We start from the raw sequence: 23,229 nt of genomic DNA on the forward strand, positions 1-23,229 counted from the left end.
ATGACGGCAGCGACTCTCGACAACAGCCTCAAGGCATCCTCGGCGCGCGGTAGCGCGGCACGCGCCCGCCTGCTGCGCGGGCTGCTGCCGGCGCTGTCGCTGGCGCTGGTGCTGCTCGCCATCGCCTGGCTCAACCCGCGCGCCATCAGCTATTTCGGCTTCAGCCTGATGCTGAACCTGGCGATCCCGATCGCGCTGGCGACGATCGCGCAGATGTTCGTCATATCAGGCAACGAACTCGACCTGTCGATCGGCACCTTTGTCGGCTTCGTCGGCTGCGTCACCGCGACCTGGCTGAAGGACGCGCCGCTGGTCGGCGTCGCCATCCTGCTCGGGTCGATCGGCATCTACGCGCTGCTCGGGGCGCTGATCCATCTGCGCAATTTGCCTTCGATCGTGGTGACGCTCGGCATGAGCTTCGTCTGGCAGGGATTGGCCATTCTCGTGCTGCCCAAGCCGGGCGGCAAGGCGCCGGACTGGTTGCTGGCGATCATGTCCTTCAAGCCGCCTTTCGTGCCGTTCCCGATCATCGCGGCGCTGCTGATCGGGCTCATCGTCCATTTCGGCCTGATGCGCACCTCCTATGGCGTGATCCTGCGCGGCTCCGGCGGCAATCCGGCGGCCCTTCGGCGCGCCGGCTGGTCGCTGCTCAAGACCAAGATCGTGCTGTTTGCGCTGGCCGGCCTGTTCGGCGTGATCTCCGGCATGGCGCTGATCGGCATCACCACTTCGGCCGACGCCAATATCGGCAATGGCTACACGCTGCTGGCGATCGCCGGCGTCATTCTCGGCGGCGGCGAATTCGTCGGCGGCCGAGTGTCGCCGATCGGCGCGGTGATCGGCGCGCTGACGCTGGCGCTGGCGGCTTCGCCGCTGCTCACCTTCATGCACATTCCGCCCGACTGGCAGGTGGCCGCCAACGGCGCCATCCTGATCATCGTGCTGGCGGCACGGGTGCTGATCAGCCGCAGGGAGAGGTAAGCGATGGCATTGATGAAGTCGCTGGTCGCCAAGCCCTGGATCTGGTCGTTTGTCGGCGCCTTGCTGGTATGGTTGGCAACGATCGCCTTCACCGGCGGCTACGGAGGCGGCGGCATGGTCACGGCAGCGCTGTCGCTCGCGGTGTTCACGGTCATCGTCGGCGTCGGCCAGATGTTCGTCATCACGCTCGGGCCGGGCAATGTCGACTTGTCGCTGCCGGCCAATATCGGGCTGGCCAGCGCCGTCGCCATGAAGGTGATGGGCGGCAGCGATTCCATGATCGTGGTCGGCCTGCTGGCGGCACTCGCTTGCGGCGCTGCGATCGGCATTGTCAACTACCTGCTGATCTGGGCGCTGCGCATTCCGCCGATCATCGCCACGCTGTCGGCGAGCTTCATCATCCAGTCGGTCGACATCAGCTATGGGCGAGGGCTGCAGATCAAGCCGCCGCCGGGCTTCGCCGATTTCGCCAACTGGCAGATATCGGGCGTTCCGGTGCTGGCGATGCTGACCGTGCTGTTCACCGTCGGTGCGGCCGTCGCGCTGCAGCGGATGATCTATGGCCGCTCGGTGCTGGCGATCGGCCAGAACATCCGCGCCGCATGGCTCGCCGGCGTCAATGTCGGCCGCATCCGCTTCCTCACCTACACGCTGTCGGGGGCGCTCGGCGGCATCGACGGCGCGTTGCTCGCCGGCTATTTCCGCGGCGCCAATGTCGACATCGGCAATGAATATCTGCTGGCCTCGATCGCCGTCGTCGTCATCGGCGGCACGTCGGTTGCCGGCGGCAAGGCCAATGTGCCCGGCGTCTGGGGCGCGGCGCTGTTCCTGGTGCTGCTGCTTACCATGCTCAACACCTTCGGCGTCAGCGCCGGCGTGCGCCTGCTGCTGACAGGGCTGATCATCGTGGGCGTGATCACGGCGGCGGGTGGGGAGAAGGCGGTTCGGTAATATTTCGCGCCTTCGTCATCCTCGGGTCTGCGCTGCATCGCTGCGCTCCTTGCTTCGCCGGGACGAAGCTCCTTTTCAACCGCAACTCGCCACCGTGCCGCCCTACAGCCTGTCTGGGCAAGCATTGTGCCAGTGCGACACGCGGTTCCCATTCGCGGCGCGGCCTAGTAAACCCTCCCGATCGCAGCCGGTCTCGGGAGATTCAGCTTGTCCAGTTCTGTCAACGTCGCGAACGACAACGGCGTGGCGGTGGTCACCATCGACAACCCACCGGTCAACGCGCTGAGTTTTCACGTCCGCGAACCGCTGATGCAGGCGCTGGTTGCCTTGCGCGACGACGCCTCGGTCGCGGCCATCGTGATTGCCTGCGCCGGCCGGACTTTTGTCGCCGGGGCCGACATCACGGAATTCGGCAAGCCTGTGCGGCAGCCTGAGCTGCGCGCCATCGTGGCCTTGCTGGAAACCATCACCAAGCCGACAGTCGCGGCCATCCACGGCACCGCGCTCGGCGGCGGCCTGGAACTGGCGCTCGGCTGCCATTTCCGTGTCGCCGATGCGGGCGCCAAGCTCGGCCTGCCGGAGGTGAAACTCGGCCTGTTGCCGGGTGGCGGCGGCACGGTGCGGCTGCCACGCCTGGTTGGGGCGGTGAAAGCGCTGAAGATGATTGTCTCGGGTACGCCGATCGGCGCTGATGAGGCGCACGGAGCGGGTCTGGTCGATGCCGTCTTCGAAGGCGATCTGATCACGCATGCGGTGAACTTCACTGGGGAAATCGCGCGCAAGGGCGGTCCTTTCACGCCGGTACGCGACCGCAATGACCGCCTTGAGGAAACCGACCTCACGGTCTTCGAGGCCGAGGCCGCGGATCTCGGCAGGAAGGCGCGGGGCCTCGAAGCGCCGATCGCCTGCGCGCAAGCGGTGCGCAATGCCGTCACGCTGCTGTTCGACGAGGCGCTGGCAGCGGAGCGCGCGCTGTTCACAAAACTGGTCGCCAGCGACCAATCACGCGCGCAGCGTCATCTGTTCTTCGCCGAACGTGAGGCGGCAAAACTTCCCGGAAAGAATGTCGTCAAGCGCAGGATCGGCCGCGTCGGCGTCATCGGCGCCGGCACGATGGGCGGCGGCATCGCCATGGCCTTTGTCAATGGCGGCTATCCCGTGACCTTGCTGGAAACCAGCCATGAAGCACTGCAGAGCGGCTTGGCGACCATCGAAAAGAATTATGCGGTGTCCGTCACACGCGGCTCATTGAGCGAAGACGCCAAGCGTGAGCGGCTCGCCCAGTTCAAGGGCTCGACCTGTTATGCCGACCTCGCCGACTGCGACCTTATCGTCGAGGCGGTGTTCGAGGACATGGCGGTCAAGAAAGAAGTGTTCGGCAAGCTCGACGCTGTGGCCAAGCCCGGCGCCATTCTCGCCACCAACACCTCCTATCTCGATATCAACGAAATCGCCGCCTCGATCTCGCGGCCGCAGGATGTGCTCGGCCTGCATTTCTTTTCGCCGGCCAATGTCATGAAGCTGCTGGAGATCGTGCGGGCGCAGAAGACTGCGCCCGATGCGCTGGCGACATCAGTCGATATGGCGAGGCGGATCGGCAAGGTGGCCGTCGTCGTCGGTGTCTGCCACGGCTTTGTCGGCAACCGCATGCTGGCCGCTCGCGGCTCGGAATCCGAGGCGCTGCTGCTGGAGGGCGCGACCCCCAGCCAGATCGATAAGGCATTTGTTGATTTCGGCTGGCCGATGGGACCGTTCCAGATGGGCGATCTCGCCGGTCTCGACATTGGCTGGCGCAACCGCAAGGCACGCGGCCTGACAGCTGTCATTGCCGACACGCTGTGCGAACAAGGACGTTTCGGCCAGAAGACCGGCCGTGGTTTCTATCTCTACGAGGCCGGCGCGCGGGCGGGCGTTCCCGATCCGGAGGTCGAGGCGCTGATCCGTGACAAGGCAGCCGAGAAAGGCATCGCACCGCGCTGCATCGGCGCGGAAGAAATCATCGAGCGCACGCTCTATCCCCTGGTGAACGAGGGCGCAAAGATCCTGGAGGAGGGGATAGCCGCCCGCGCCTCCGACATCGATGTCGTCTGGGTCAATGGCTATGGCTTTCCCATCGGCAAGGGCGGCCCGATGTTCTGGGCCGGTCTCGAAGGTGCGGCCAAGATCATCGAGCGGCTTGAGTATTGGCATCAGCGGACCGGCAAGGATGTTTTCAAGCCGGCCTCGCTGCTGAAGCGGATGGCCGAGACCGGTGTCTGGGAGACTGGTTCGACGGCCTGATCGAGGGCCATGGGCAATCGCTTCGGACCAACGACAGTTTCCAATTTGTGTCGGAGACGATCAATTGCCGAAGTCGGCGCCGCCCCTCATCGCCCTGCCGGGCACTTCTCCCCGTATAGTGACGGGGAGAAGGGGACTGGTCGCAACCTCGGCGCTTTTCTTGCGACATTGGGGATTGGCGAAATCAGCGATGAGAGCGCCCCTCTCCCCGTCACTATACGGGGAGGATGCCGGCAGGCAGGTGAGGGGCGGCGCCAGCGCTCGGACAAGGGTGAACTATCTTATCCGCGCATCAATAATCTCGACGAAGCGGGCGAAAGGGCCGGCCTGCGACTTGATCTTGAGCTTGCGGTAGATGTTGCGGCGATGGACCTTTACCGTGCCCGGCACGATGCACATGGCCCGGGCGATCGATTCCGTGGAGTGGCCCTGGAGCACCAGGTCGACGCCGACCGTCTGCGCCTTCGCTCACACGTGCCTGCGGCCGCCGGTCTCGCGGAACCAGCTGTCGGGATAGGGGTACCACCAGTCCTGGATCGCAGGCTTGTGGTCGATGATCACCATCTTCGAGCGGCGGAAGGCATCGAGCCCCTGGCGTCCCAGCTCACGGCCGAGCCCGGAAGCCTTCCAGCCGCCGAAGGGCAGTGCATCATTGTCGATCAGCGGGTTGTTGACCCAGACCATGCCGGCCTCGAGCCGTTCTGCCGCCTCATGCGCCTCGGCGAGATCCGTGGTGAACACCGAGGCGCCGAGGCCGAAGGGGCTGTCATTGGCGAGCCGGATCGCCTCGTCGAAATCTTTGACGCGGCAGATGGCGGCGACCGGGCCAAAGCATTCTTCGCGCACGATGGCCATGTCAGGGGTGACGCCGGTGAGGATCGTCGGTTCGTAGAACCAACCGGTGTTGTGCGCCGGCGGAATGCGGCCGCCGGTAACGGCGGTGGCGCCGTTGCGAATGGCGTCATCGACGAGGCGCATCACCTTTGTCCGCGCGGCTTCGCTGACCAGCGGGCCGATCTCGGTCTTGTCCATGCCGTTGCCGATGCGCAGCGCGCGCGTCCTTTCGGCGAACAGATCGACGAAGCGGTCGTGCACGGCATCGACGACGAAGAAGCGCTCGGCCGAGGTGCAGACCTGGCCGGTGAGGTGGAAGGCGGCGGTGACAGAGCCGGCCGCCGCGACATCGAGCGGCGCGTGCTCACTGACGATCAGCGGATCGCTGCCGCCGGCTTCGATGACGCACGGCTTCATGCGCTCGGCACAGGTCACCGCAACCGCCCTGCCGGCGGCGACCGAGCCGGTGAAGGCAACGGCGTGGGTGCGGTCCGAAGCGATCAGCGCCTGCGCGGTGGCCGCGCCGCCTGGCAGGCAGGAGACCAGGCCTTCGGGCAGCGAGCGGAACACGGTCATGTAATCCAACGTCGACAGCGTCGTCGCCTCGGCCGGCTTGATGACGCAGGCATTGCCTGATGCAAGCGAGGCCGCGACGGTCCAGCACATCAAAAGGATCGGGAAGTTGTAGGGCATGATGTGGACGGATACGCCATAGGGTTCGTAGCGCGCGTACTGGAACGAGCCGGCCTGCGTCGTGCCGGCGATCTTGCCGGCGTCGTCGCGCGCCATCTCGGCATAGTAGCGGAAGATCGGCGCGCAATTGGCGATCTCGCCGATCGCTTCTGGATAGGGCTTGCCCATCTCGCGCACCATCAGCTCGGCGCAGCGCGTGAAGTCCGCCGCCTCGATGGCATTGGCGACGGCATGCAAATGCTTGGCCCGGCTCTTGGCGTCGAGCTTTTTCCAGGCGAGCTGCGCCTTGGCCGCAGCGGTGAGCGCGTCGTCGATCTCGCCATCGCTGGCCGCCGCGATCGCGCCAACGGTTTCCAGCGTCGCGGGATCGATCACCGGCTTGTTCGCGCCGGCCATCGGCCGGTAGTCCGGATTGACGAAGAAGGTCGGCCGGGTTGGCGAGAAGTCCATTCTGTCCTCCTTGAAGACTGATCGAGAAGGCTCAACGGATCATGTAGACCTTCTTGATCGTCTCATGGACGGTGCACACGCCCTTCCAGTCCTGCGGAAAGAAGGCGGCCGTGTCCGGCTCGATCTCGATCACTTCACCGGATTCATGCACATAGGTGCAGCGCCCTTCGAGGAAGTGGCAGAACTCATCGCGGGTGACGTGGCAGTGCCATTTGCCGGGGGTGCAGACCCACAGCCCGCATTCGGAACGGCCTTCCGGCCCCTTGTGCAGCAGCTTGCCGGAGGTGCGGGATTGCCCCTCGATCATGGTTGGGATGACGCCCCAGTCGACGAGGTCGGCGACGGCGAGCGGGGATTGCATGATCGGCGTGGTCATATCGATTTCCTTGAAAAGAGTGCTCAGCGGCACATGAAGGCCTTGGTCAGCGTTTGCGTGATGATGGAGATGCCGGTCCAGCCGGCGGGAAAGAACACCAGCGTGCCGGCCTCGACCGGGATCCGTTCGCCATTGTCGTGGACATAGCTGCCTCGCCCCGACAGGAAATGGCAGAATTCGTCTGATGCAAAGGTGACGTTGCGGGTGCCCGGCGTGCAGGACCAGAGGCCGCATTCGCTTGATCCGTCCGGGTTCTGCGACAGGATCTTGCCCGATGTGCGCGGCGAGCCGGCGAGCGTGTTGCTGCCTGCGCCCCAATCCTCCAGTTCAACGGTTAAGGCCTGCGCCCAGTGCGGTGTCGGCATTTGATGAAGCTCCGTTGCTGTCACGCCAGCATGTAGACGTTGCGCATGGTCTCATGCACGGTGCATTCACCCGTCCAGCCGGCGGGGAACATGACCACGCTTCCCCTAGAGACTTCTATCACCTCGCCGACATCCGACCGCTAGGTCGCGCGGCCGGCGACGAAGTGGCACAATTCATCGCGCGGGATCGAGAGCCGCCAGCGCCCCGGCGTGCACACCCAGATGCCGGATTCCGGCTGGTTGTTCGGCCCCTTGTGGACGAGTTTGCCGGTGGAGTGGGAAGCGCCTTCCAGTGCGTCCGGCTGGACGCCCCAGTCGACGAGATCGGTGTGGGTGGAGGCCTGGTGGAGGTGTGGAGCGGAGGAGGTCATGGGCGTGCTCCATGATCCTGACGCGCAACCCCGATCCGTTGCCGCTCTACGAGGCTCGGCATTTCAAACTTCTCGATCACAGCAGCGCCTCCAGCAACCCGGCCGCCTTCTCAGGCCCGTTCTGCGCGTGCATCTGCGCCGATGTCTTCGCCAGTTTCGCCTTCATCCTGGGATCGGTCAGGCAAGCCTCGATTTTCGCGACCAGCTCGGCATCGCTCCAGTCGTAGCGCGGCATGCCGAAGCCGTGGCCGGTTTCCTGAACCCGTGTGGCGTTGTCGTGGCCGTCCCAGACATAAGGCATGATGATTGCCGGCCTGCCGAAAAAGAGGCACTCGGTGAACGAGTTGTTGCCGCCATGGTGGATGACCGCACCGACCTGCGGGATAACCGAAGGCTGCGGGAACCAGCTGTCGACAATGACATTGCCGGGTACGTCCGTGTACTGGTCCTTGTAGCCGCCGACATTGACCAGCGCGCGATAGCGCGTCTGGCCCAGCGCCGCGATGATGCGCTTCAAAAGGTCGACATCGCCGGCGCCGAGGCTGCCGAAGGAGACGTAGAGCAGCGGTCCGTCATTGTTTTTCGCGAAGGTCGGCACCGTGTACGGCTTCTCCTGCCGCACGCAGCCCTCGAGATACTGGAATTGTGCCGGATCGAGCGGATGGCGGCGCTTGAATTTCGCCGCCTCGGGATAGAGCAGCAGATTGAGATAGGGCGAGGCCTCGAAGAATTGGCCGACCGGATAGGGCGCCTCGTTGTTGGCGGCGAGGAAGGCATTGAAGTCGTCATGGATCGGCTTGATCACCGCGTTGAAATGGTCGCGGTAGCGCTGGTGGCCGGCATGATCGTTCTCGCCGCAGCCGGACAGATGCGGCGGGATGTCCTCGTCCTCGATCTCGTTTTCCGAGCAGGAGATGACACGCACCCACGGCTTGCCGTACTGCTTGATGGCCGGGAACAGGATGACATTGTCGACGCAGATGACGTCGGGCTTGATGGCGGCCAGGACGCGCGGCAGATCCTTCTGCGCCCATTGGGCGCTGTCGACGATCGCGGTCCAGCAATCCCTCACGTAATTGTCGACCTGGTCGTAGGGCGATTTGCGGAAGTTCGGGATGTGGCCGTTGATGAAGTCTTCCCAGAACTTGGCCATCTGTTCGGGCGGCATGGGTTCGGACAGGTTCACCGGATGCGCCTCGAAGCCGTAGCCCTTGTAGACATCGACAAAGCCGGGGTCGGACAGGAACACAGCCTTATGTCCGCGCGCTTCGACCGCCTGGGCGATGCCGACGGAATTGAGCGCCGGGCCGTAGGCGGCTTCGGGAAAAAACGCGATCGTCTTCTGCGCCATCAGGCTTCTCCTCTATTCTGCGAAAATTCTGACATCGGCGGCATCCCAGCCGAGTTCGACCTGGTCGCCCAACGAAACCGGCCGGCGGTCGGCGGCGTCAGCGGTGACGCGCACCAGGAACGGCTTTGGCGACAGAGCGGTGCGGACATGCAGCTGCAAATCGAGCCCCTGATAGGCCAATGCCTCGACCGTGCCGGAGGTGCGGTTCGCGGTTTCATCAGATGGGAACAGCCGGACGCGCTCGGGCCGCACCGAGGCCACCGCCGCCGCGCCATGGGTGAGCGTGGCGGGAACCTTGCCGGAGATACGCTCGCCATTCGCGGCCAGCACGCCGTCAGCGGCGGCTTTGCCCGCGACAAAATTCATCACGCCGATGAAGTCGGCGACGAAACGGTCGGCGGGATGCTCGTAGACCGCGTGTGGTGTGTCGCATTGCAAGAGCTTGCCGTCTTTCAGCACCGCCATGCGATCGGCCATGACAAGCGATTCTTCCTGATCGTGGGTGACGATGACGAAGGTGATGCCGACCTCGTGCTGCAGGCGCTTCAGTTCCAGCTGCATGGCGCCACGCAGCTTCTTGTCGAGCGCGCCGAGCGGCTCGTCGAGCAGCAGCAGCCTGGGCCGCTTGACCAGCGCGCGGGCCAGCGCAACGCGCTGCTTCTGGCCGCCCGACAATTGCTCGGGCTTGCGGTCGGCGAAGGGGACGAGTTCGGTTGTGGCCAGGATGGCGTCGACGCGGGAGCGGATTTCGCTCGCCGGCAAGCGCTCCATTTCGAGGCCGTAGGACACATTGGCCCGAACGCTCATGTGCGGAAACAGCGCGTAGGACTGGAACATCAGATTAACCGGCCGCTTGTTGGGCGGCGTCCTGGCGATGTCGCGGCCATCAAGCAGGATGCGGCCGTCATTGGGGGTCTCGAAGCCGGCCAGCATGCGCAACAGCGTGGTCTTGCCGCAGCCCGATGGCCCAAGCAAAGCGAAGAACTCATTTTCGCGAATATCGAGCGAGATGCCGTCGACGGCGGTCACGCGGCCGAAATTCTTCGACACATTGTCGATGGCCAGCAGCGTGCGCGGTTCGCTCATTGACCAATGATCCCCCTGTTGAGCCGCTGCGACAGGGTCAGCGCGGTGATCGAGACCGCCATGACGATGGTGGCCAGCGCGTTGATCTCCGGCGTGATGCCGAAGCGGATCATGGCGTAGATCTGCATCGGCAGCGTCGTCGAGGCGCGGCCGGCGCCCGCGGTGAAGAAGGCGATGATGAACTCGTCGACCGAGAGCGTGAAGGCAAGCAGCGCGCCGGCGACCACCGCCGGCAGGATGACCGGCAAGGTCACGCGCCGGAAGGTGGTGACGGCGGAGGCGCCGAGATCGGCGGAGGCCTCGACGATCGACCAGTCGAAGCTCTTCAGCCTGGCGCGCACCACCGAGCAGACGAAGGCGAGGTTGAAGACGACATGGGCGAGGATGATGGTGTGCAGCCCCATGGTGAGATTGAGCATGGAGAAGAACGAGAGCAATGCGATCGCCAGCACGATGTCGGGAATGATCATCGGCGCGAAGATCAGCGCTTCCAGTCCCTTGCCGTACTGCCGGCGCATCTCGACGCCGATCGCCAGCAGCGTGCCGAGCAAGGTGGCGATTGCCGTGGACACCAATGCCACGATCAGCGTGTTGAGCGCGGCGGACAGAATCGCGGAATTGCCGGCCAGCGAGATGTACCATTTGAGCGAAAAGCCCGACCATGCCGTCGGCAGCCCGTCCTCGTTGAAGGACAGCGCCACCAGCACGGCAATGGGGATGTAGAGGAAGGCGAAGACGAGAACGAGGATCGTCCGCATGCCGAACGTGCGGGTGAAGGATTGGGTCATCGCTGCCGCCTGAAAGTAGAGTGGCGAGCAAGCGGCCAGCGTCCTTCTCCCCGTTCACGGGGAGAAGATGCCGGCAGGCAGATGAGGGGCAGCGCTGAGCTTCGAAAAGGCCGGCGCCGCCCCTCATCCGCCCCTTCGGGGCACCGCCGCCCTTCGCTGTCGCTTCGGGCGTTCGTTGTTCGAAAAGCCAAGCAATTGGCTTTTCGTCCGCTGCGCGGACCACGCCTCACCCCCGTAAACGGGGAGAAGGGAAAGAGCGCACCATCAGCCATCGGCGTTGCCTTTGGCCTCAGCCGCACGCCCAGAGGCGCGGTCGGCAGCAAGCGCCTGTGCCATCAGCACCAGCAGCATGATCGCGATCAGCGCCATGGCGAGAGCCGCGCCGAAGGGCCAGTCATTGGCGGTCAGGAACTGGTCATAGACGAGATTGCCGATCATCTGGAAGCGGCCGCCGCCGAGCAGCGCGGGCGTGACGAAATTGCCGATCGACAGCACGAAGACGAAGACCGCGCCGGCGGCAATGCCGGGTACGGTCAGCGGCAGGATCACACGGCGGAATGTCGTGACGGCGGAGGCGCCGAGGTCACGCGAGGCTTCGGCAAGTTCTGGGTTGAGGCGCGACAAAGGCGCGTAGCAGGCGAGGATGACGAAGGGCAAATAATTGTAGACGAGACCGGCGATGACGGCGCCTTCGGTGTAGAGCATCGACGGCGGTTCGCCGGTGTAGCCGAACCAGCGAAGCAACTGCGTGATCAGGCCCTCGCGGTTGAGCAGCACGATCCAGGCATAGGTGCGGATCAGATAGTTGGACCAGAACGGCAGCACGGCGAAGAACAGGAATATCGGCTGCAGCCGGCGCGGGGCGGCCGCGATGGCGTAGGCGGCGGCGTAGCCGATCACCACCGCGATCAGCGTCGCCGTGCCGGCAATGCGTGCCGATCCGAGGAAGATGCCGGCATAGAGCGGGTCGAAGACCAGCCCGAAATTCTCCAGCGTGAAGGTATAGTCGATACCGCCATAGATGCCGCGCCGGAAGAAGGCGAGCGCCAGCACCAGCGCGCAGGGAACCACCATCAAGGCCGCGAGCCAGGCCAGCGCCGGGGCCATCAGCAGGGAGGAGCGGGAGGGGGGCGCCACGGAATGCAAGCTTAATTCCAAGATGCGGGACTGACGCTTACTGCGCGGCTTTGATCTCGCTGACGATCTTGGAATAGTCGCGCTGGGCTTCGCCGACGTCACGCAGCTGCTCGAACTTGACGAGGTCGGCCACCGGCATCGCCATGTTCGGGAATTTAGCCAGGAAGTCGGCGGGCAGGCTTTCCATCGCCGGCTTGTTCGGCACCTTGTAGTCGATGTTTTGCGCCGCCCAGGCGTGGTTCTTGGCGTCGAGCATGAAGTTGATGAACTGGAAGGCGGCGTCCTTGTTGGCGGAAGCCTTCATCACCACCATCGTGTCGACCCAGAGGTCCGAGCCCTCCTTGGGAATGACGTACTTGATCTCGGGCTTCTCGGCGATGCCGTAATTGCACCAGCCGTCCCAGGCCTGCACCATCAGCGCTTCACCGGAAACCAGCTTTGAATAGAAGGTGGTGTCGTCATAGGCGAGCAGGGTCTTCTTGGCCGAGATCAAGAGGTCCTTGACCTCGGCCATCTTGGCCGGATCGGTCTCGTTGACGGAAAGGCCCTTGTCGAGCTGGCCGGCGGCGAGCAGCCAGCGGTCGGTCGCCAGCATGGTGGTCTTGCCCTTCAATTCGTCGGAGGGGCTAAGCAGATCGCTCCAGCTGGTTGGCGCCACCTTCATCAGGTCCGAGCGGTAGCAGAGGCCCGTCGTGCCCCAGGTGTAGGGTACGGAGAAAGTGTTGCCGACATCGTGCGGCAGCTTGGTCGCTTCGGGGTAGAGGTTGGCAAGATTGGGGATCTTGGCGTGGTCGATCGGCTCGGTCAGGCCGAGCTTGTTCAGCACTTCGGCGAAGGGCGAGGAGACGAAGACCACGTCATAGCCCTTGCCGCCGGCGGCGATGAGCTTACCCATGATCTCTTCATTGGTGGCGTGTACCACCACTTCGCCGGAGACGCCGGTCGCGGTCTTGAAGGCAGCCATGGCGTCCGGTGCCATATAGCCATCCCAGTTGGAAATGACGAGGTCGGCGGCCATCGCCGGCGCGGACAGCGCCAGGGCAAGACCGAGCGCGATCGAAGACGTTCTCAGCGCACGGCGCCGCGGGCTGGTAGCGGTCATGACAGACTCCCATTTCGGTTGATCGTCGAATTCATTCGCTGGACCAACGCCCGGCGACCCATGCCGCTGCTTCGATCCTGTTCCCTCGGTCTTTTCTCGGCCGATTTCGCTAACAGTACTATTGCAGAAAAAAGTACGTCAATCCATAATTTGCCAAATGGCCGAGGAATCTGGCCGATTGCGTCCGCGTCGGCGATCGGTCAAAGCAATAAGGTCATGCCCACTCGCCGAGACTAGTCATGCAAGCCGCAGCCCGACGACCTCGCACCAACCATCTCGATCTGGCGCAGCGCATCCTGGATGTGGCGCGGCAGCGCGGCTTCGAGCCCGGCGCGCGGCTGCCCGAGCAGCAGATTGCATCGCTGTGCAATGTCTCGCGCACACCGGTGCGGGCAGCGCTCAGCCTGCTCGCGGAAAGGGGTGTCGTGCGCTGGGAAGCCGATACCGGCTATCATCTGGCCGTCGACCTTGCCACACAGCCGGCTATCGCCAGCGAATTGCCAGTCACCGAGGAAGACGAGCTGGCCGACGCGATCCTGCGTGACCGGTCGGCGCGCAGGCTGGACCAGACGGTGACTGTCGCGGGTCTGATGCGACGCTACAGCGCCGAGAGAAAGACGGTATTAAAATCACTTAATAAACTGACGGAAGAAAACCTGCTCGACCGCGCGCCGGGCCAGTCCTGGCTCTTCCGCCGCACGCCGGACGATCCGGAGGCGCAGGGCGAGAGCTATGAGTTCCGCCTGCTGCTGGAGCCGGCGGCGATCCTGACGCCGGGCTTCCGGCTGGATGGCGCGCGAGCGGCGGCGTTGCGCCAGGGCATGGAAGCGCTGTCGGCGCTGCCGGACGCCGCCTTCGACACGCGCGAGTTCCAGCGGCTGGACATCGATTTTCACGGCATGATCGCCGATGGCTCGGCCAACCGCTTCGTCGCCGACGCGCTGTCCGATCATCTCAGGCTGCGCCGGCTGCCCGGCATCTATGCCGGCGTCAACGTCTTCCGGCTGCGGCAATCGCTGCTGGAACATTTGAACATACTCGACCATCTCGAAAGCCGGCAGTATGAGGTGGCTGCCGATCTGCTTCGCATTCACCTGCGGCTCTCCCGCAACCAGCGACCGCAAGCGGCCAGCCGCGGGGCCCCCGCGCTGTTCGGCATGATCAGCCGGCCGGAATGAAGAGGATTAATTGACGCGTAAAGCCAGCCCGACCATCGCGCTGTTTCCCGAAGCAAGCTTCGGCGCGGCGTTGAATTGCGTCGGCATCGCGCAGGCGCTGCGTGCGCGGGGCGCCCGGCCTGTCTTCATCTGCCATGCCGGGTTTTCCGGTGTCTTTGCCGACTATGGTTTCCAGGAATACCAGCTGCCGACCGACGAGCCGCTGAGCGACAGCGAGCGCCAGAGCTATTGGCAGGCCTTTGTGCGCCGGCACCTGCCGCATTTCCGGCTGAGCCCGATCGACCAGCTCGAAACCTATGTCGCGCCGACCTGGCAAGCGATCGTCGACACATCAGTCAATGCCGAGGCACCGCTGCGCCAATTGCTGGCGCGGCTGAAGCCTGACGCGGTGGTGCTCGACAACGTCATCATGTTCCCGGCCATCGCCGCCGCTGGCTGTCCGTGGGTGCGCGTCGTCTCCTGCGCAGAGACGGAGCTGCCGGATGCTGCTGTGCCACCTTACCTCTCAGGAATGGGTGCCGATGACCCGCAGCGCGCGGCGTTCGAGGCGCGTTATCTCGCGGCCTCCGCCCCGGCGCACGACCGCTTCAACCGTTTTCGCGCGGATGCCGGCATGGCGCCGTTGCCGAAGGGCCTGTTCCTGGAAACCTCGCCCGATCTCAACCTGCTGCTGACGCCGACGATCGTGCGGCGTGAGCGGATCGAGCCGCTCGACCCGGACCGCTTCGTCTATCTCGAAGGCTGCGTGCGCTCGGAAGGGCCGTTCGAGGTGCCAGTGTTTCCGCGCAATAGCGGGCCGCTGGTCTATGTCAGCTTTGGCAGTCTCGGCGCCATGGATGTCGGCCTGATCGAGCGCATGCTTGCGGTGTTCGACAGGCTGCCGGCGCGCTTCATTGTCAATGTCGGAGGCCTGCGCGACGCCTACCGCGCGGTGCCCGACAATGTCTATCTCGACGCCTGGTTTCCGCAGCCCTCGGTGGTGGCGAAGTCCGACCTGTTCATCCACCATGGCGGCAACAACAGTTTTTGCGAGGCGCTGCGCTTCGGCGTGCCGTCGCTGATCATGCCTTATTGCTGGGACGGGCACGACAATGCGCGCCGTGCCAAAGAAACCGGCACCGGCGATCATATCGGCCGTGACGCCTGGACCGAAGGAGTATTGGAGAGAGCCATTCTCGGTCTTTTGGCCGACGATGCCATGCGCGCCCGCCTGAAGGGAAATGCAGCCCGGATGGCGCTGAACCCGGGAACGGATGTGGCCGCGCAAGCCATACTCTCTCTGATACGGACATGAACGAAATGCCTGACACAAACATGAATACCTCGACCATCTCCAACGATCCCAAGGACTGGCTGGCCCAGCACGGCATCAACGAGGTCGAGTGCCTGGTGCCCGACATGAATGGTGTCCTGCGCGGCAAGGCTCTGCCGACGGCGAAATTCCTCAAGGCGCTGGAGGACCGCGCGCTCTATCTGCCGAGCAGCGCCTTCCTGGTCAGCATCGACGGCCGCTATTCCGGCTCGATCGACGAGGGCTTTGCCTATTCGGACCCGGACATGCGCATGGTGCCTGATGTCTCGACGCTCTGCCTGGCGCCCGGCGCCGGCGCCGGCAAGGCCTATGTCTTCGCCGACGCCTTCCACATGGACGGCAGGCCATGGATGGCCTCGCCGCGCCATGTCCTGCGCGCGGTGCTCGACCTCTACCGCCGGCGCGGCTGGCGCGCGGTGGTGGCGCCGGAGCTCGAATTCTATCTCACCGCGCCGAACCCCGATCCGGACCGGCCGCTGACGGCGCCGGTCGGCGCCAATGGCCGCGCCGAAGGGGTGCAGCACCCCTATGACATGGCCGCACTCGAGGAATTCGAGCCGGTGATCCGCCGCGTCTATGATTATGCCGCCGCCGCTGGACTGCCGCTCGACACGCTGATCCACGAATCGGGCACCGCACAGCTGGAAATCAATTTCCTGCATGGCGACGCGCTGCCGCTGGCCGACAAGGTGCTGCTGTTCAAGCGGCTGACGCGCCAGGCCGCGCAGCAATGCGGCATGCACGCGACATTCATGGCCAAGCCGATCGCGGCCCAGGCCGGCAGCTCGATGCATCTGCACATGTCGGTCATCGACGAGGCCGGCAACACGCTTTTTGCCGGCACTGATGATGCCGACACCGCGATGTTCGGCCATTTCATTGGCGGCCTGCAGAAATATGTCCCCGAGATCATGCCGCTGTTTGCGCCCAACGTGAACTCGTTCCGCCGCATAAGGCCGAACCACAGCGCGCCGGCCAACATCGAATGGTCGCATGACAATCGCTCCTGCGGCCTGCGCGTGCCGGCCGGCGGGCGCGCCGCGCGGCGGGTGGAGAACCGGCTGCCGGGCGCGGATTGCAATCCCTATCTGGCGATCGCCGGCTCGCTGCTCGCTGGCTATCTCGGCGTCGAGCAGAAGCTGGCGCGATCGGCCGAGGCTTCGGGCAATGCCTACAAGATCAAGAGCACGCTGCCGAAAACCATGGAGGAGGCGCTCGACCGTTTCGAGGCATGCGAGCCGGTGCGGGCGCTGCTCGGCGAGGATTTCTTCCAGACCTATCTGCGAGTCAAGAGCGTCGAGCTCGACCTGTTCCAGAGCGTGGTGACGAGCTGGGAACGCGACCACCTGCTCTTGAAGGTGTGATCATGGTTTCCAGTTCGACGGGTTTCAATTCGGGCCTCGATATCGGCAAATCCTATTATGTCGCCACCGCCAATCCGGCGCCGGACCATCCGGCGCTGGTCGGCGATGTCGACGCCGATCTGGTGGTCGTCGGCGGCGGCTGCACCGGCCTGTCCGCCGCCCTTCACGCCGCCGAGCGCGGCCTGAAGGTGGTGCTACTCGAAGGCGGCAAGATCGGCTGGGGGGCATCGGGGCGCAATGGCGGCCAGATGATCCCGGGCCTGCGCAAAGGCGCCAAGGGCCTGGTCAAGCTCTACGGGCCGGAGCGGGCAAAGGCGCTGTTCGATCTCGCCTTCGAGGCGCGCGGGCTGGTGCTCGACATCATCAAGCGCCACGCCATCGATTGCGATCTCAGGCTGACCGGCCACCTGGTCGGCGCGGTCAACGGTTCCGACCTCAAGGATTTGGAAGAGGAGGCGAAATGCCTCGAGAGCGTGATGAAGTTTCGCGACGTCGAGATCCTGTCGGCGGCGCAGGCGCGCGCCAAGGTCGACACGCCATATCACGGTGCGATGTATGAGCCGCTCGGCGGCCATATGCATCCGCTGAACTACACGCTTGGCCTTGCCCGCGTGGCAGTGGCCGCCGGCGTCACCATCCATGAGAATTCGGTGGCCGTGAAACTTGAGCGCGAGCCTTCGATCCGGGTCTCGACATCAAAAGGTTCGGTCAGGGCCAAGCATGTCGTGCTGGCGGGCGACGCGCTGCTCAACGGGCTGGAGCCACGCGTCAACAGCCGCATCATGCCTGTTGGAAACTACATCGTCGCGACCGAGCCGCTCGAGGGCAAACGCAACGTCATCCCGGCCAATGTCGCGGTGTCCGACACGCGCTTCGTCGTCAACTATTACCGCATGTCGGCGGATGGACGGCTGCTGTTCGGCGGCGGCGAGCGCTACACGCCATCGCCGCCAGCCGACATTGCCGGCTTCGTGCGGCCGCACATGGAAGCCACCTTCCCGCAGCTCAAGGGCTGCCGCATCGACCACGCCTGGGGCGGATTGGTGTCGGTGACGACGTCGCGGCTGCCGCATGTCGGGCACTATGGCGAGGTCTATTTCGCGCATGGCTATTCCGGCAAGGGCGTAATCCTGTCGACGCTGTCGGGCAAGCTGCTTGCCGAGGCGATCACCGGCGACGCCGCGCGGCTCGACCTGTTCTCGACGCTGACCCCGATGCCGTTCCCCGGCGGCACGGCGCTGCGCGGCCCGCTCTATGTGCTGGGCATGCTGTGGTACGCGATGCGGGATCGGATCAAGCATTAGAGGAATGGCGGCGCGACCACGAAGCGCCGGCGATCCTTCGCGCTGTCCCGCGGACGTTGAAGGCGGGACGAAGCTTCTTAAACCACAAAAAAATCCTCGATGCGCTGCCTGGCTGCAAGCAGCGCGGGCAGGATTTCCCGTTCCATCTCAGCGACCGAAAACCGGGCGGACTGGGTCGAGACGTTGATTGCCGCGACGGTGCTTCCTGAGCGGTCGCGGATCGGCACGGCGATCGAGCGCAGGCCGAGTTCCAGCTCCTCGTCGACGATGGCGAAGCCGCCCGCCTTGGCCTTGCCGATGGCGGCGTGCAGCAGCTTGGTGTCGGTGATCGTCTTCGGCGTCCGTCTCTCGATGGTCGCCTGGCGGAGGAACGCGTCCAATTCCACCGATGTCAGGCCTGCCAGCAGGATGCGCCCCATCGAGGTGCAATAGGCCGGCAGCCTGGTGCCGACATCGAGCGAGACGCTGAGGATGCGGCGGCCGGGAATGCGGGCGACGTAGACGACATCCTGGCCCGACAGAATGGCTGCCGAGCAGGCCTCGTTCAACTGCGCCGCGACTGCGCGCATGATGGGCGCGGCGAAGCTCCACAGCGAGCCACCGCCGAGCCAGGTGCGGGCGACGCTCAGCAGGCGCGGCGAGAGCGAGAACACGCGGCCGTCTTGCGTGGCGTAGCCGGTAGCGACAAGCGTCAGCAGGAAACGGCGGGCGCCGGCGCGGGTCAGGCCGGCTTCCTCGGCCATTTCGGTCAGCGTCATGCCCGAGGGATGGCGGGCCAGGATCTCCATGACGGCAAGGCCGCGCTCGAGCGAGCCGACATGATCACGGGACACAGCCTCTTCGTCCATCTCGCCTCCGCGGAACCGTATCGTCGTCCGGATTGACTCAGCGCTTTCGTCCGGCGTAGAAAGTATCGCATGCAAAACATATGTTCGCAATGCGAACTTTTTGAAAACCGGAGCCGACGCGATGGCCAAGTTCCTGCCGCTTGAACAGGCCGTAGCGGAGAACCTGAACAATGGCGATTCCGTCGCCTTCGAGGGCTTCACCCATTTGATCCCGACGGCGGCGGCGCATGAGGCGATCCGCCAGGGGTTCGGTGACCTGACCCTGATCCGCATGACGCCGGACCTGATCTACGACCAGATGATCGGCATGGGCATGGCGAAGAAGATCGTCTTCTCTTATATCGGCAATCCCGGCGTCGGCCTGCTGCGGCGCGCCCGCGACGCCATCGAGAACGGTTTTCCCCGGTCGATCGAGGTCGAGGAACACAGCCATGCCGGCATGGCCAATGCCTATGAGGCGGGTGCTGCAGGCCTGCCCTGCGCGGTGTTCCGCGGCTATCGCGGCGCGGGCCTTGCGGCGGTCAACCCCAACATAAAGTCGGTCACCTGTCCGTTCACCGGGGAGGTGCTGGCGGCCGTTCCCTCGATCCGGCCTGACGTCACCTTCATCCATGCGCAGAAGGCCGACCGGAAAGGCAATGTGCTGGTCGAGGGCATCATCGGCATCCAGAAGGAAGCCGTGCTGGCGGCCAAACGGGCCGTGGTGACGGTGGAGGAGGTGGTCGACAATTTCGACGATCTGCACCCCAATCTGACCGTGCTGCCGCGCTGGACGATCGCGGCGATATCGGTCGTGCCTGGCGGCTCGCACCCGTCCTATGCGCATGGCTATTATGCGCGCGACAATGCCGCCTATCTCGAATGGGACGAGATCGCCGCCGACCGCAAGAAATTCCAGGCGTGGATGCAGGCGAACGTCATCGAGAAGAGCGCCGACGATTTCGCGGCCAGAGTCGGGCATCTGAGGAAAGCGGCATGAGTGACAATCATAACCCCTTGGGTTTCAGCCCAAACGAGATGATGACGATCGCGGCGAGCCGTGCGCTCAGGAATGACGATGTCTGTTTCGTCGGCATCGGTGCGCCGTCCGCAGCCTGCAACGTGGCGCGGCTGACGCATGCGCCCGACATCACGCTGATCTACGAGAGCGGCACGATCGGCACCGCGCCCGACGTGCTGCCGCTGTCGATCGGCGACGGCGAATTGTGCGAGACCGCGGTCACCACTGTCGCGGTGCCCGAAATGTTCCGCTACTGGCTGCAGGGCGGTCGCATCTCGATCGGCTTCCTGGGCGCGGCGCAGCTCGACAAGTTCGGTAACATCAACACCACCGTCATCGGCGACTATTTTCATCCCAAGACCCGGCTGCCCGGCGGCGGCGGCGCGCCGGAGATCGCGACCTCGTCGAAGGAAATCTACATCACCATGGCGCAGACCAGGCGCGGCATGGTCGAGAAGATCGATTTCTTCACCTCCTTCGGCCATGGCGAGGGCGGCGATCATCGCAAGCGCCTCGGCATCGACACGGCCGGGCCGACCTTGCTGATCACGGATCTTGCCATATGGAAACCGGACCCCGCGACCAAGGAATTCACGGTCGTGTCAATGCATCCGGGCGTTACACGCGAGCAGGTGCAGGAAACCTGTGGCTGGGTGGTTAAGTTCGCGGAGGCGCTTGACGAAACACCGGCGCCAAGCGAACTCGAACTCACGACATTGCGCGACCTGCAGGCCCGTACCAAGGCGGCGCATGAGGGACCCTGGAAAGCAAAGGCTGCATGACATGGCAGAGGCCTATATCTGCGACTATATCCGCACGCCGATCGGCCGCTTCGGCGGTTCGCTGTCCCCGGTACGATCAGACGATCTCGGCGCCATACCGCTGAGGGCATTGGTCGAGCGCAATGCCGGCATCGACTGGCAGGCGGTGGACGACGTCGTCTATGGCTGCGCCAATCAGGCCGGCGAGGACAATCGCAATGTGGCGCGCATGGCGCTGCTCTTGGCCGGCTTGCCGAAGGAGGTTCCGGGTTCGACCGTCAACCGCCTTTGCGGCTCCGGCATGGATGCGTTGACCATTGCGGCGCGCGCCATCAAGGCCGGCGAGGCGGAGCTGATGATCGCTGGCGGCGTCGAATCGATGAGCCGGGCGCCCTTCGTCATGCCCAAGGCCGAGACGGCGTTTTCGCGCAATGCCGAAATCTACGACACCACCATCGGCTGGCGCTTCGTCAACCCGCTGATGAAAAAGCAGTACGGCATCGATTCGATGCCGGAAACCGGCGAGAATGTCGCCGAGGAGTTCGCCATCTCCCGCGCCGACCAGGATGCCTTTGCCGTGCGCAGCCAGGACAAGGCGGTCGCCGCACAGGCCGATGGCCGGCTGGCCAAGGAAATCACGCCGGTGACGATCCCGCAGCGCAAGGGGGATCCGATTGTCGTCTCGAAGGACGAACATCCCCGTGCCGGCACCACCGTCGATGCGCTGGCCAAATTGCCGACACCGTTCCGGCAAGGCGGCACCGTCACGGCCGGCAATGCCTCCGGCGTCAATGACGGCGCGGCGGCGCTGATCGTTGCCTCGGAAGGTGCGATCAAGAAATACGGCCTGACGCCGATCGCCCGCATTCTTGGCGGGGCCGCCGCCGGCGTGGCGCCGCGCATCATGGGCATCGGCCCGGCGCCGGCAACGCGGAAACTCTGCGCGCGGCTCGGCCTGACTCCGAAACAGTTCGACGTCATCGAACTCAACGAGGCCTTTGCCTCGCAAGGCATCGCCGTATTGCGCCAGCTCGGCATTGCCGAGGATGCGGAGCACGTCAATCCAAATGGCGGCGCCATCGCGCTCGGCCATCCCCTCGGCATGTCGGGCGCGCGCATCACGGGTACTGCGGCGCTGGAGCTGCGTGAACGCGGCGGCCGTTATGCGCTGGCCACCATGTGCATCGGCGTCGGCCAGGGCATCGCCATCGCGCTCGAGCGGGCCTGAGCAGGGCAATCGCTGTCGGAGGCATCCGCCCAACTCGCGGCGGAGACTGCCAATCGTTTCAGGTTAGCGCCGCCCCTCATCGCCCTGCCGGGCACTTCTCCCCGTATAGTGACGGGGAGAAGGGGCCGACCGCAGCCTCGGCGCCCTTCTTGCAGCGTTGGTGATTGGCGAAATCGGCAATGATGAGCGCCCCTCTCCCCGTCACTATACGGGAGAGGATGCCGGCAGGCAGGTGAGGGGCAGCGCAAACCTGAAGTGATTGGCCTGCGGGTTTGATATCCCGCCTTTACAACCATAAGCAGTGGCCTGCTTCCAAATTTGACCATGTGGACAAAAGTCCGGACCCGTTCCATAGTTCCCCGTCTGATTTTTAGAACGGCCGGCTCGACACGGCTGTCGAACAGAGGGGACTGCAATGGAAAACCGGAAGAACAAATCTCATTCGGCACGCGAAGGTCTTTCGCGGCGCAATGTGCTTGAGCTTGGCGCGCTTGGCCTGGCCGCGGCGATGCTGCCGGGCGCCGCTTTCGCCAAGGACAAGAAGCTGAAGGTGGCGGCGATCTTCGCCACGCCGATCGAGGAACCATGGGACAACCAGATCCACGTCGCCCTGCAGAAGGCGGAGAAGGAACTCGGCATCGAATACAAATGGTCCGAGAAGGTGCAGACCACCGATTTCAGCCGTGTGATGCGCGAATATGCGCAAGGCGGCTACCAGCTGGTGCTGGGCGATGCCTTCGCCGCCGAACGCGAATCGCGGCGCACCGCCAAGCAATTCCCGAAGACCGCCTTCCTGTTCGGCTCGGGCGCCGGCCCCGCCGATCCCAATTTCGGCGTCTTCGACAACTGGATCCATGAGCCGGCCTATCTCTCCGGCATGGTCGCCGGCAAGATGTCGAAGTCGGGTACGGTCGGCGCGGTCGCGGCGATGGGCATTCCGGAAGTGAACCGGCTGGTCAATGCCTTCTTTGCCGGCGCCAAGGAAGTCAATCCGAACATCAAGAGGAAGGTCGCCTTCATCGGCTCGTTCTTCGACCCGCCCAAGGCCAAGGAAGCCGCGGTGGCTCAGATCGATGCCGGCGCCGACGTCATCTATGCCGAGCGCTTCGGCGTCATCGAAGCGGCCGTGGAGAAGAAGGTGTTTGCCATCTCCAACATGTCCGACCAGTCGAGCCTCGGCCCCGATACGGTCATCACCGGCCCGGTCTGGGACATGTACCCGACCGTCGAACAGGCGATCAAGCTGGTCAAGGCCGGCGTCTTCACCGCGCAGGACTATGGCGATTTCTCGCGCATGGCCAAGGGCGGCTCGTTCCTGGCGCCCTACCACAAATTCGACAAGACGCTGCCGGCGGAGGTCAAGGATCTGGTCGAGAAGAAGAAGGCCGAGATTCTGGAGGGCAATTTCCGCGTCGACGTGGATGAGAACACGCCGGTTTCGGATTGAGTTCCTTACCCTCCCCCTTGTG

21 protein-coding genes and 1 pseudogene are annotated in these 23,229 nt (G+C 64.5%); 11 read left to right on the forward strand and 11 right to left on the reverse strand.

What is annotated here, in order from left to right; genetic code table 11:
* The 3 genes from JT360_RS23715 to JT360_RS23725 all read left to right on the forward strand — a co-directional run bounded on the left by JT360_RS23715 (position 1) and on the right by JT360_RS23725 (position 4,212).
* Positions 1–981, forward strand: coding sequence for an ABC transporter permease (locus tag JT360_RS23715; protein ID WP_214474574.1), 981 nt, complete (start codon positions 1–3; stop codon positions 979–981).
* 3 nt (positions 982–984) lie between these two features.
* Positions 985–1,932, forward strand: coding sequence for an ABC transporter permease (locus JT360_RS23720; protein ID WP_214474575.1), 948 nt, complete (start codon positions 985–987; stop codon positions 1,930–1,932).
* Positions 1,933–2,139: 207 nt separating this feature from the next.
* Positions 2,140–4,212 carry a 3-hydroxyacyl-CoA dehydrogenase NAD-binding domain-containing protein gene (locus JT360_RS23725; protein ID WP_214474576.1) on the forward strand — a complete coding sequence of 691 codons (2,073 nt, stop codon included), beginning with the start codon at positions 2,140–2,142 and terminating at the stop codon, positions 4,210–4,212.
* Between the two features lie 276 nt (positions 4,213–4,488).
* On the opposite strand, the pseudogene JT360_RS23730 reads toward JT360_RS23725, so the two are convergent.
* From JT360_RS23730 to JT360_RS23775, 10 genes and pseudogenes are all read right to left on the reverse strand, one after another.
* A pseudogene (locus JT360_RS23730) lies at positions 4,489–4,671 on the reverse strand (helix-turn-helix domain-containing protein); the annotation flags it as partial.
* A gap of 9 nt (positions 4,672–4,680) precedes the next feature.
* Complete coding sequence (locus JT360_RS23735) at positions 4,681–6,189, reverse strand: aldehyde dehydrogenase family protein (protein ID WP_214474577.1); 1,509 nt, start codon at positions 6,187–6,189, stop codon at positions 4,681–4,683.
* A gap of 31 nt (positions 6,190–6,220) precedes the next feature.
* Complete coding sequence (locus tag JT360_RS23740; protein ID WP_214474578.1) at positions 6,221–6,565, reverse strand: cupin domain-containing protein; 345 nt, start codon at positions 6,563–6,565, stop codon at positions 6,221–6,223.
* Positions 6,566–6,588: 23 nt separating this feature from the next.
* Positions 6,589–6,930 carry a cupin domain-containing protein gene (locus tag JT360_RS23745; protein ID WP_214474580.1) on the reverse strand — a complete coding sequence of 114 codons (342 nt, stop codon included), beginning with the start codon at positions 6,928–6,930 and terminating at the stop codon, positions 6,589–6,591.
* Positions 6,931–7,070: 140 nt separating this feature from the next.
* Positions 7,071–7,301, reverse strand: coding sequence for a cupin domain-containing protein (locus JT360_RS23750; RefSeq protein WP_250889025.1), 231 nt, complete (start codon positions 7,299–7,301; stop codon positions 7,071–7,073).
* A 76-nt stretch (positions 7,302–7,377) separates the two neighbouring features.
* Entirely contained in the window at positions 7,378–8,652 is a 1,275-nt protein-coding gene (locus JT360_RS23755) for a glycosyltransferase (protein WP_214474582.1), read from the reverse strand.
* 12 nt (positions 8,653–8,664) lie between these two features.
* The gene (locus JT360_RS23760; RefSeq protein ID WP_214474584.1) at positions 8,665–9,738 is read right to left on the reverse strand and encodes an ABC transporter ATP-binding protein; all 1,074 of its coding nucleotides are present in this window, start codon (positions 9,736–9,738) and stop codon (positions 8,665–8,667) included.
* Positions 9,735–10,526, reverse strand: coding sequence for an ABC transporter permease (locus tag JT360_RS23765; protein WP_214474585.1), 792 nt, complete (start codon positions 10,524–10,526; stop codon positions 9,735–9,737). The genes JT360_RS23760 and JT360_RS23765 overlap by 4 nt, the downstream gene beginning before the upstream one ends.
* A gap of 264 nt (positions 10,527–10,790) precedes the next feature.
* On the reverse strand, positions 10,791–11,633 hold the full coding sequence (locus JT360_RS23770) for an ABC transporter permease (protein ID WP_214474608.1): 843 nt from the start codon (positions 11,631–11,633) through the stop codon (positions 10,791–10,793).
* A 67-nt stretch (positions 11,634–11,700) separates the two neighbouring features.
* Entirely contained in the window at positions 11,701–12,765 is a 1,065-nt protein-coding gene (locus JT360_RS23775) for a polyamine ABC transporter substrate-binding protein (protein ID WP_214474586.1), read from the reverse strand.
* A 239-nt stretch (positions 12,766–13,004) separates the two neighbouring features.
* Between JT360_RS23775 and JT360_RS23780 the strand changes: the two genes are divergently transcribed.
* The 4 genes from JT360_RS23780 to JT360_RS23795 are packed head-to-tail and all read left to right on the forward strand — an operon-like array spanning position 13,005 to position 17,923.
* A complete protein-coding gene (locus JT360_RS23780) occupies positions 13,005–13,943 on the forward strand; it encodes a GntR family transcriptional regulator (RefSeq protein ID WP_214474587.1) in 939 nt (312 codons plus the stop codon).
* A 10-nt stretch (positions 13,944–13,953) separates the two neighbouring features.
* A complete protein-coding gene (locus JT360_RS23785; protein ID WP_214474588.1) occupies positions 13,954–15,237 on the forward strand; it encodes a glycosyltransferase in 1,284 nt (427 codons plus the stop codon).
* A 5-nt stretch (positions 15,238–15,242) separates the two neighbouring features.
* Positions 15,243–16,619, forward strand: coding sequence for a glutamine synthetase family protein (locus tag JT360_RS23790; protein ID WP_214474589.1), 1,377 nt, complete (start codon positions 15,243–15,245; stop codon positions 16,617–16,619).
* Positions 16,620–16,621: 2 nt separating this feature from the next.
* Positions 16,622–17,923, forward strand: a complete 1,302-nt coding sequence (locus JT360_RS23795) for an NAD(P)/FAD-dependent oxidoreductase (RefSeq protein ID WP_214474590.1) — start codon at positions 16,622–16,624, stop codon at positions 17,921–17,923.
* Between the two features lie 77 nt (positions 17,924–18,000).
* Here the strand turns inward: JT360_RS23795 and JT360_RS23800 are convergent, their stop codons facing one another.
* Positions 18,001–18,771, reverse strand: a complete 771-nt coding sequence (locus tag JT360_RS23800; protein WP_214474593.1) for an IclR family transcriptional regulator — start codon at positions 18,769–18,771, stop codon at positions 18,001–18,003.
* Between the two features lie 121 nt (positions 18,772–18,892).
* Between JT360_RS23800 and JT360_RS23805 the strand changes: the two genes are divergently transcribed.
* The 4 genes from JT360_RS23805 (at position 18,893) to JT360_RS23820 (ending at position 23,207) form a co-directional block, all read left to right on the forward strand.
* On the forward strand, positions 18,893–19,750 hold the full coding sequence (locus JT360_RS23805) for a CoA transferase subunit A (RefSeq protein WP_214474595.1): 858 nt from the start codon (positions 18,893–18,895) through the stop codon (positions 19,748–19,750).
* Entirely contained in the window at positions 19,747–20,553 is an 807-nt protein-coding gene (locus tag JT360_RS23810; protein WP_214474596.1) for a CoA-transferase subunit beta, read from the forward strand. Before JT360_RS23805 ends, JT360_RS23810 begins: the two co-directional genes overlap by 4 nt.
* Position 20,554: 1 nt before the next feature.
* The gene (gene pcaF, locus JT360_RS23815; protein ID WP_214474598.1) at positions 20,555–21,760 is read left to right on the forward strand and encodes a 3-oxoadipyl-CoA thiolase; all 1,206 of its coding nucleotides are present in this window, start codon (positions 20,555–20,557) and stop codon (positions 21,758–21,760) included.
* A 415-nt stretch (positions 21,761–22,175) separates the two neighbouring features.
* Positions 22,176–23,207, forward strand: coding sequence for a BMP family protein (locus JT360_RS23820; RefSeq protein ID WP_214474600.1), 1,032 nt, complete (start codon positions 22,176–22,178; stop codon positions 23,205–23,207).
* The last annotated feature ends 22 nt before the right edge of the window (positions 23,208–23,229 follow it).

The organism is Mesorhizobium sp. dw_380 (assembly GCF_018588885.1).
Lineage (GTDB): Bacteria > Pseudomonadota > Alphaproteobacteria > Rhizobiales > Rhizobiaceae > Mesorhizobium.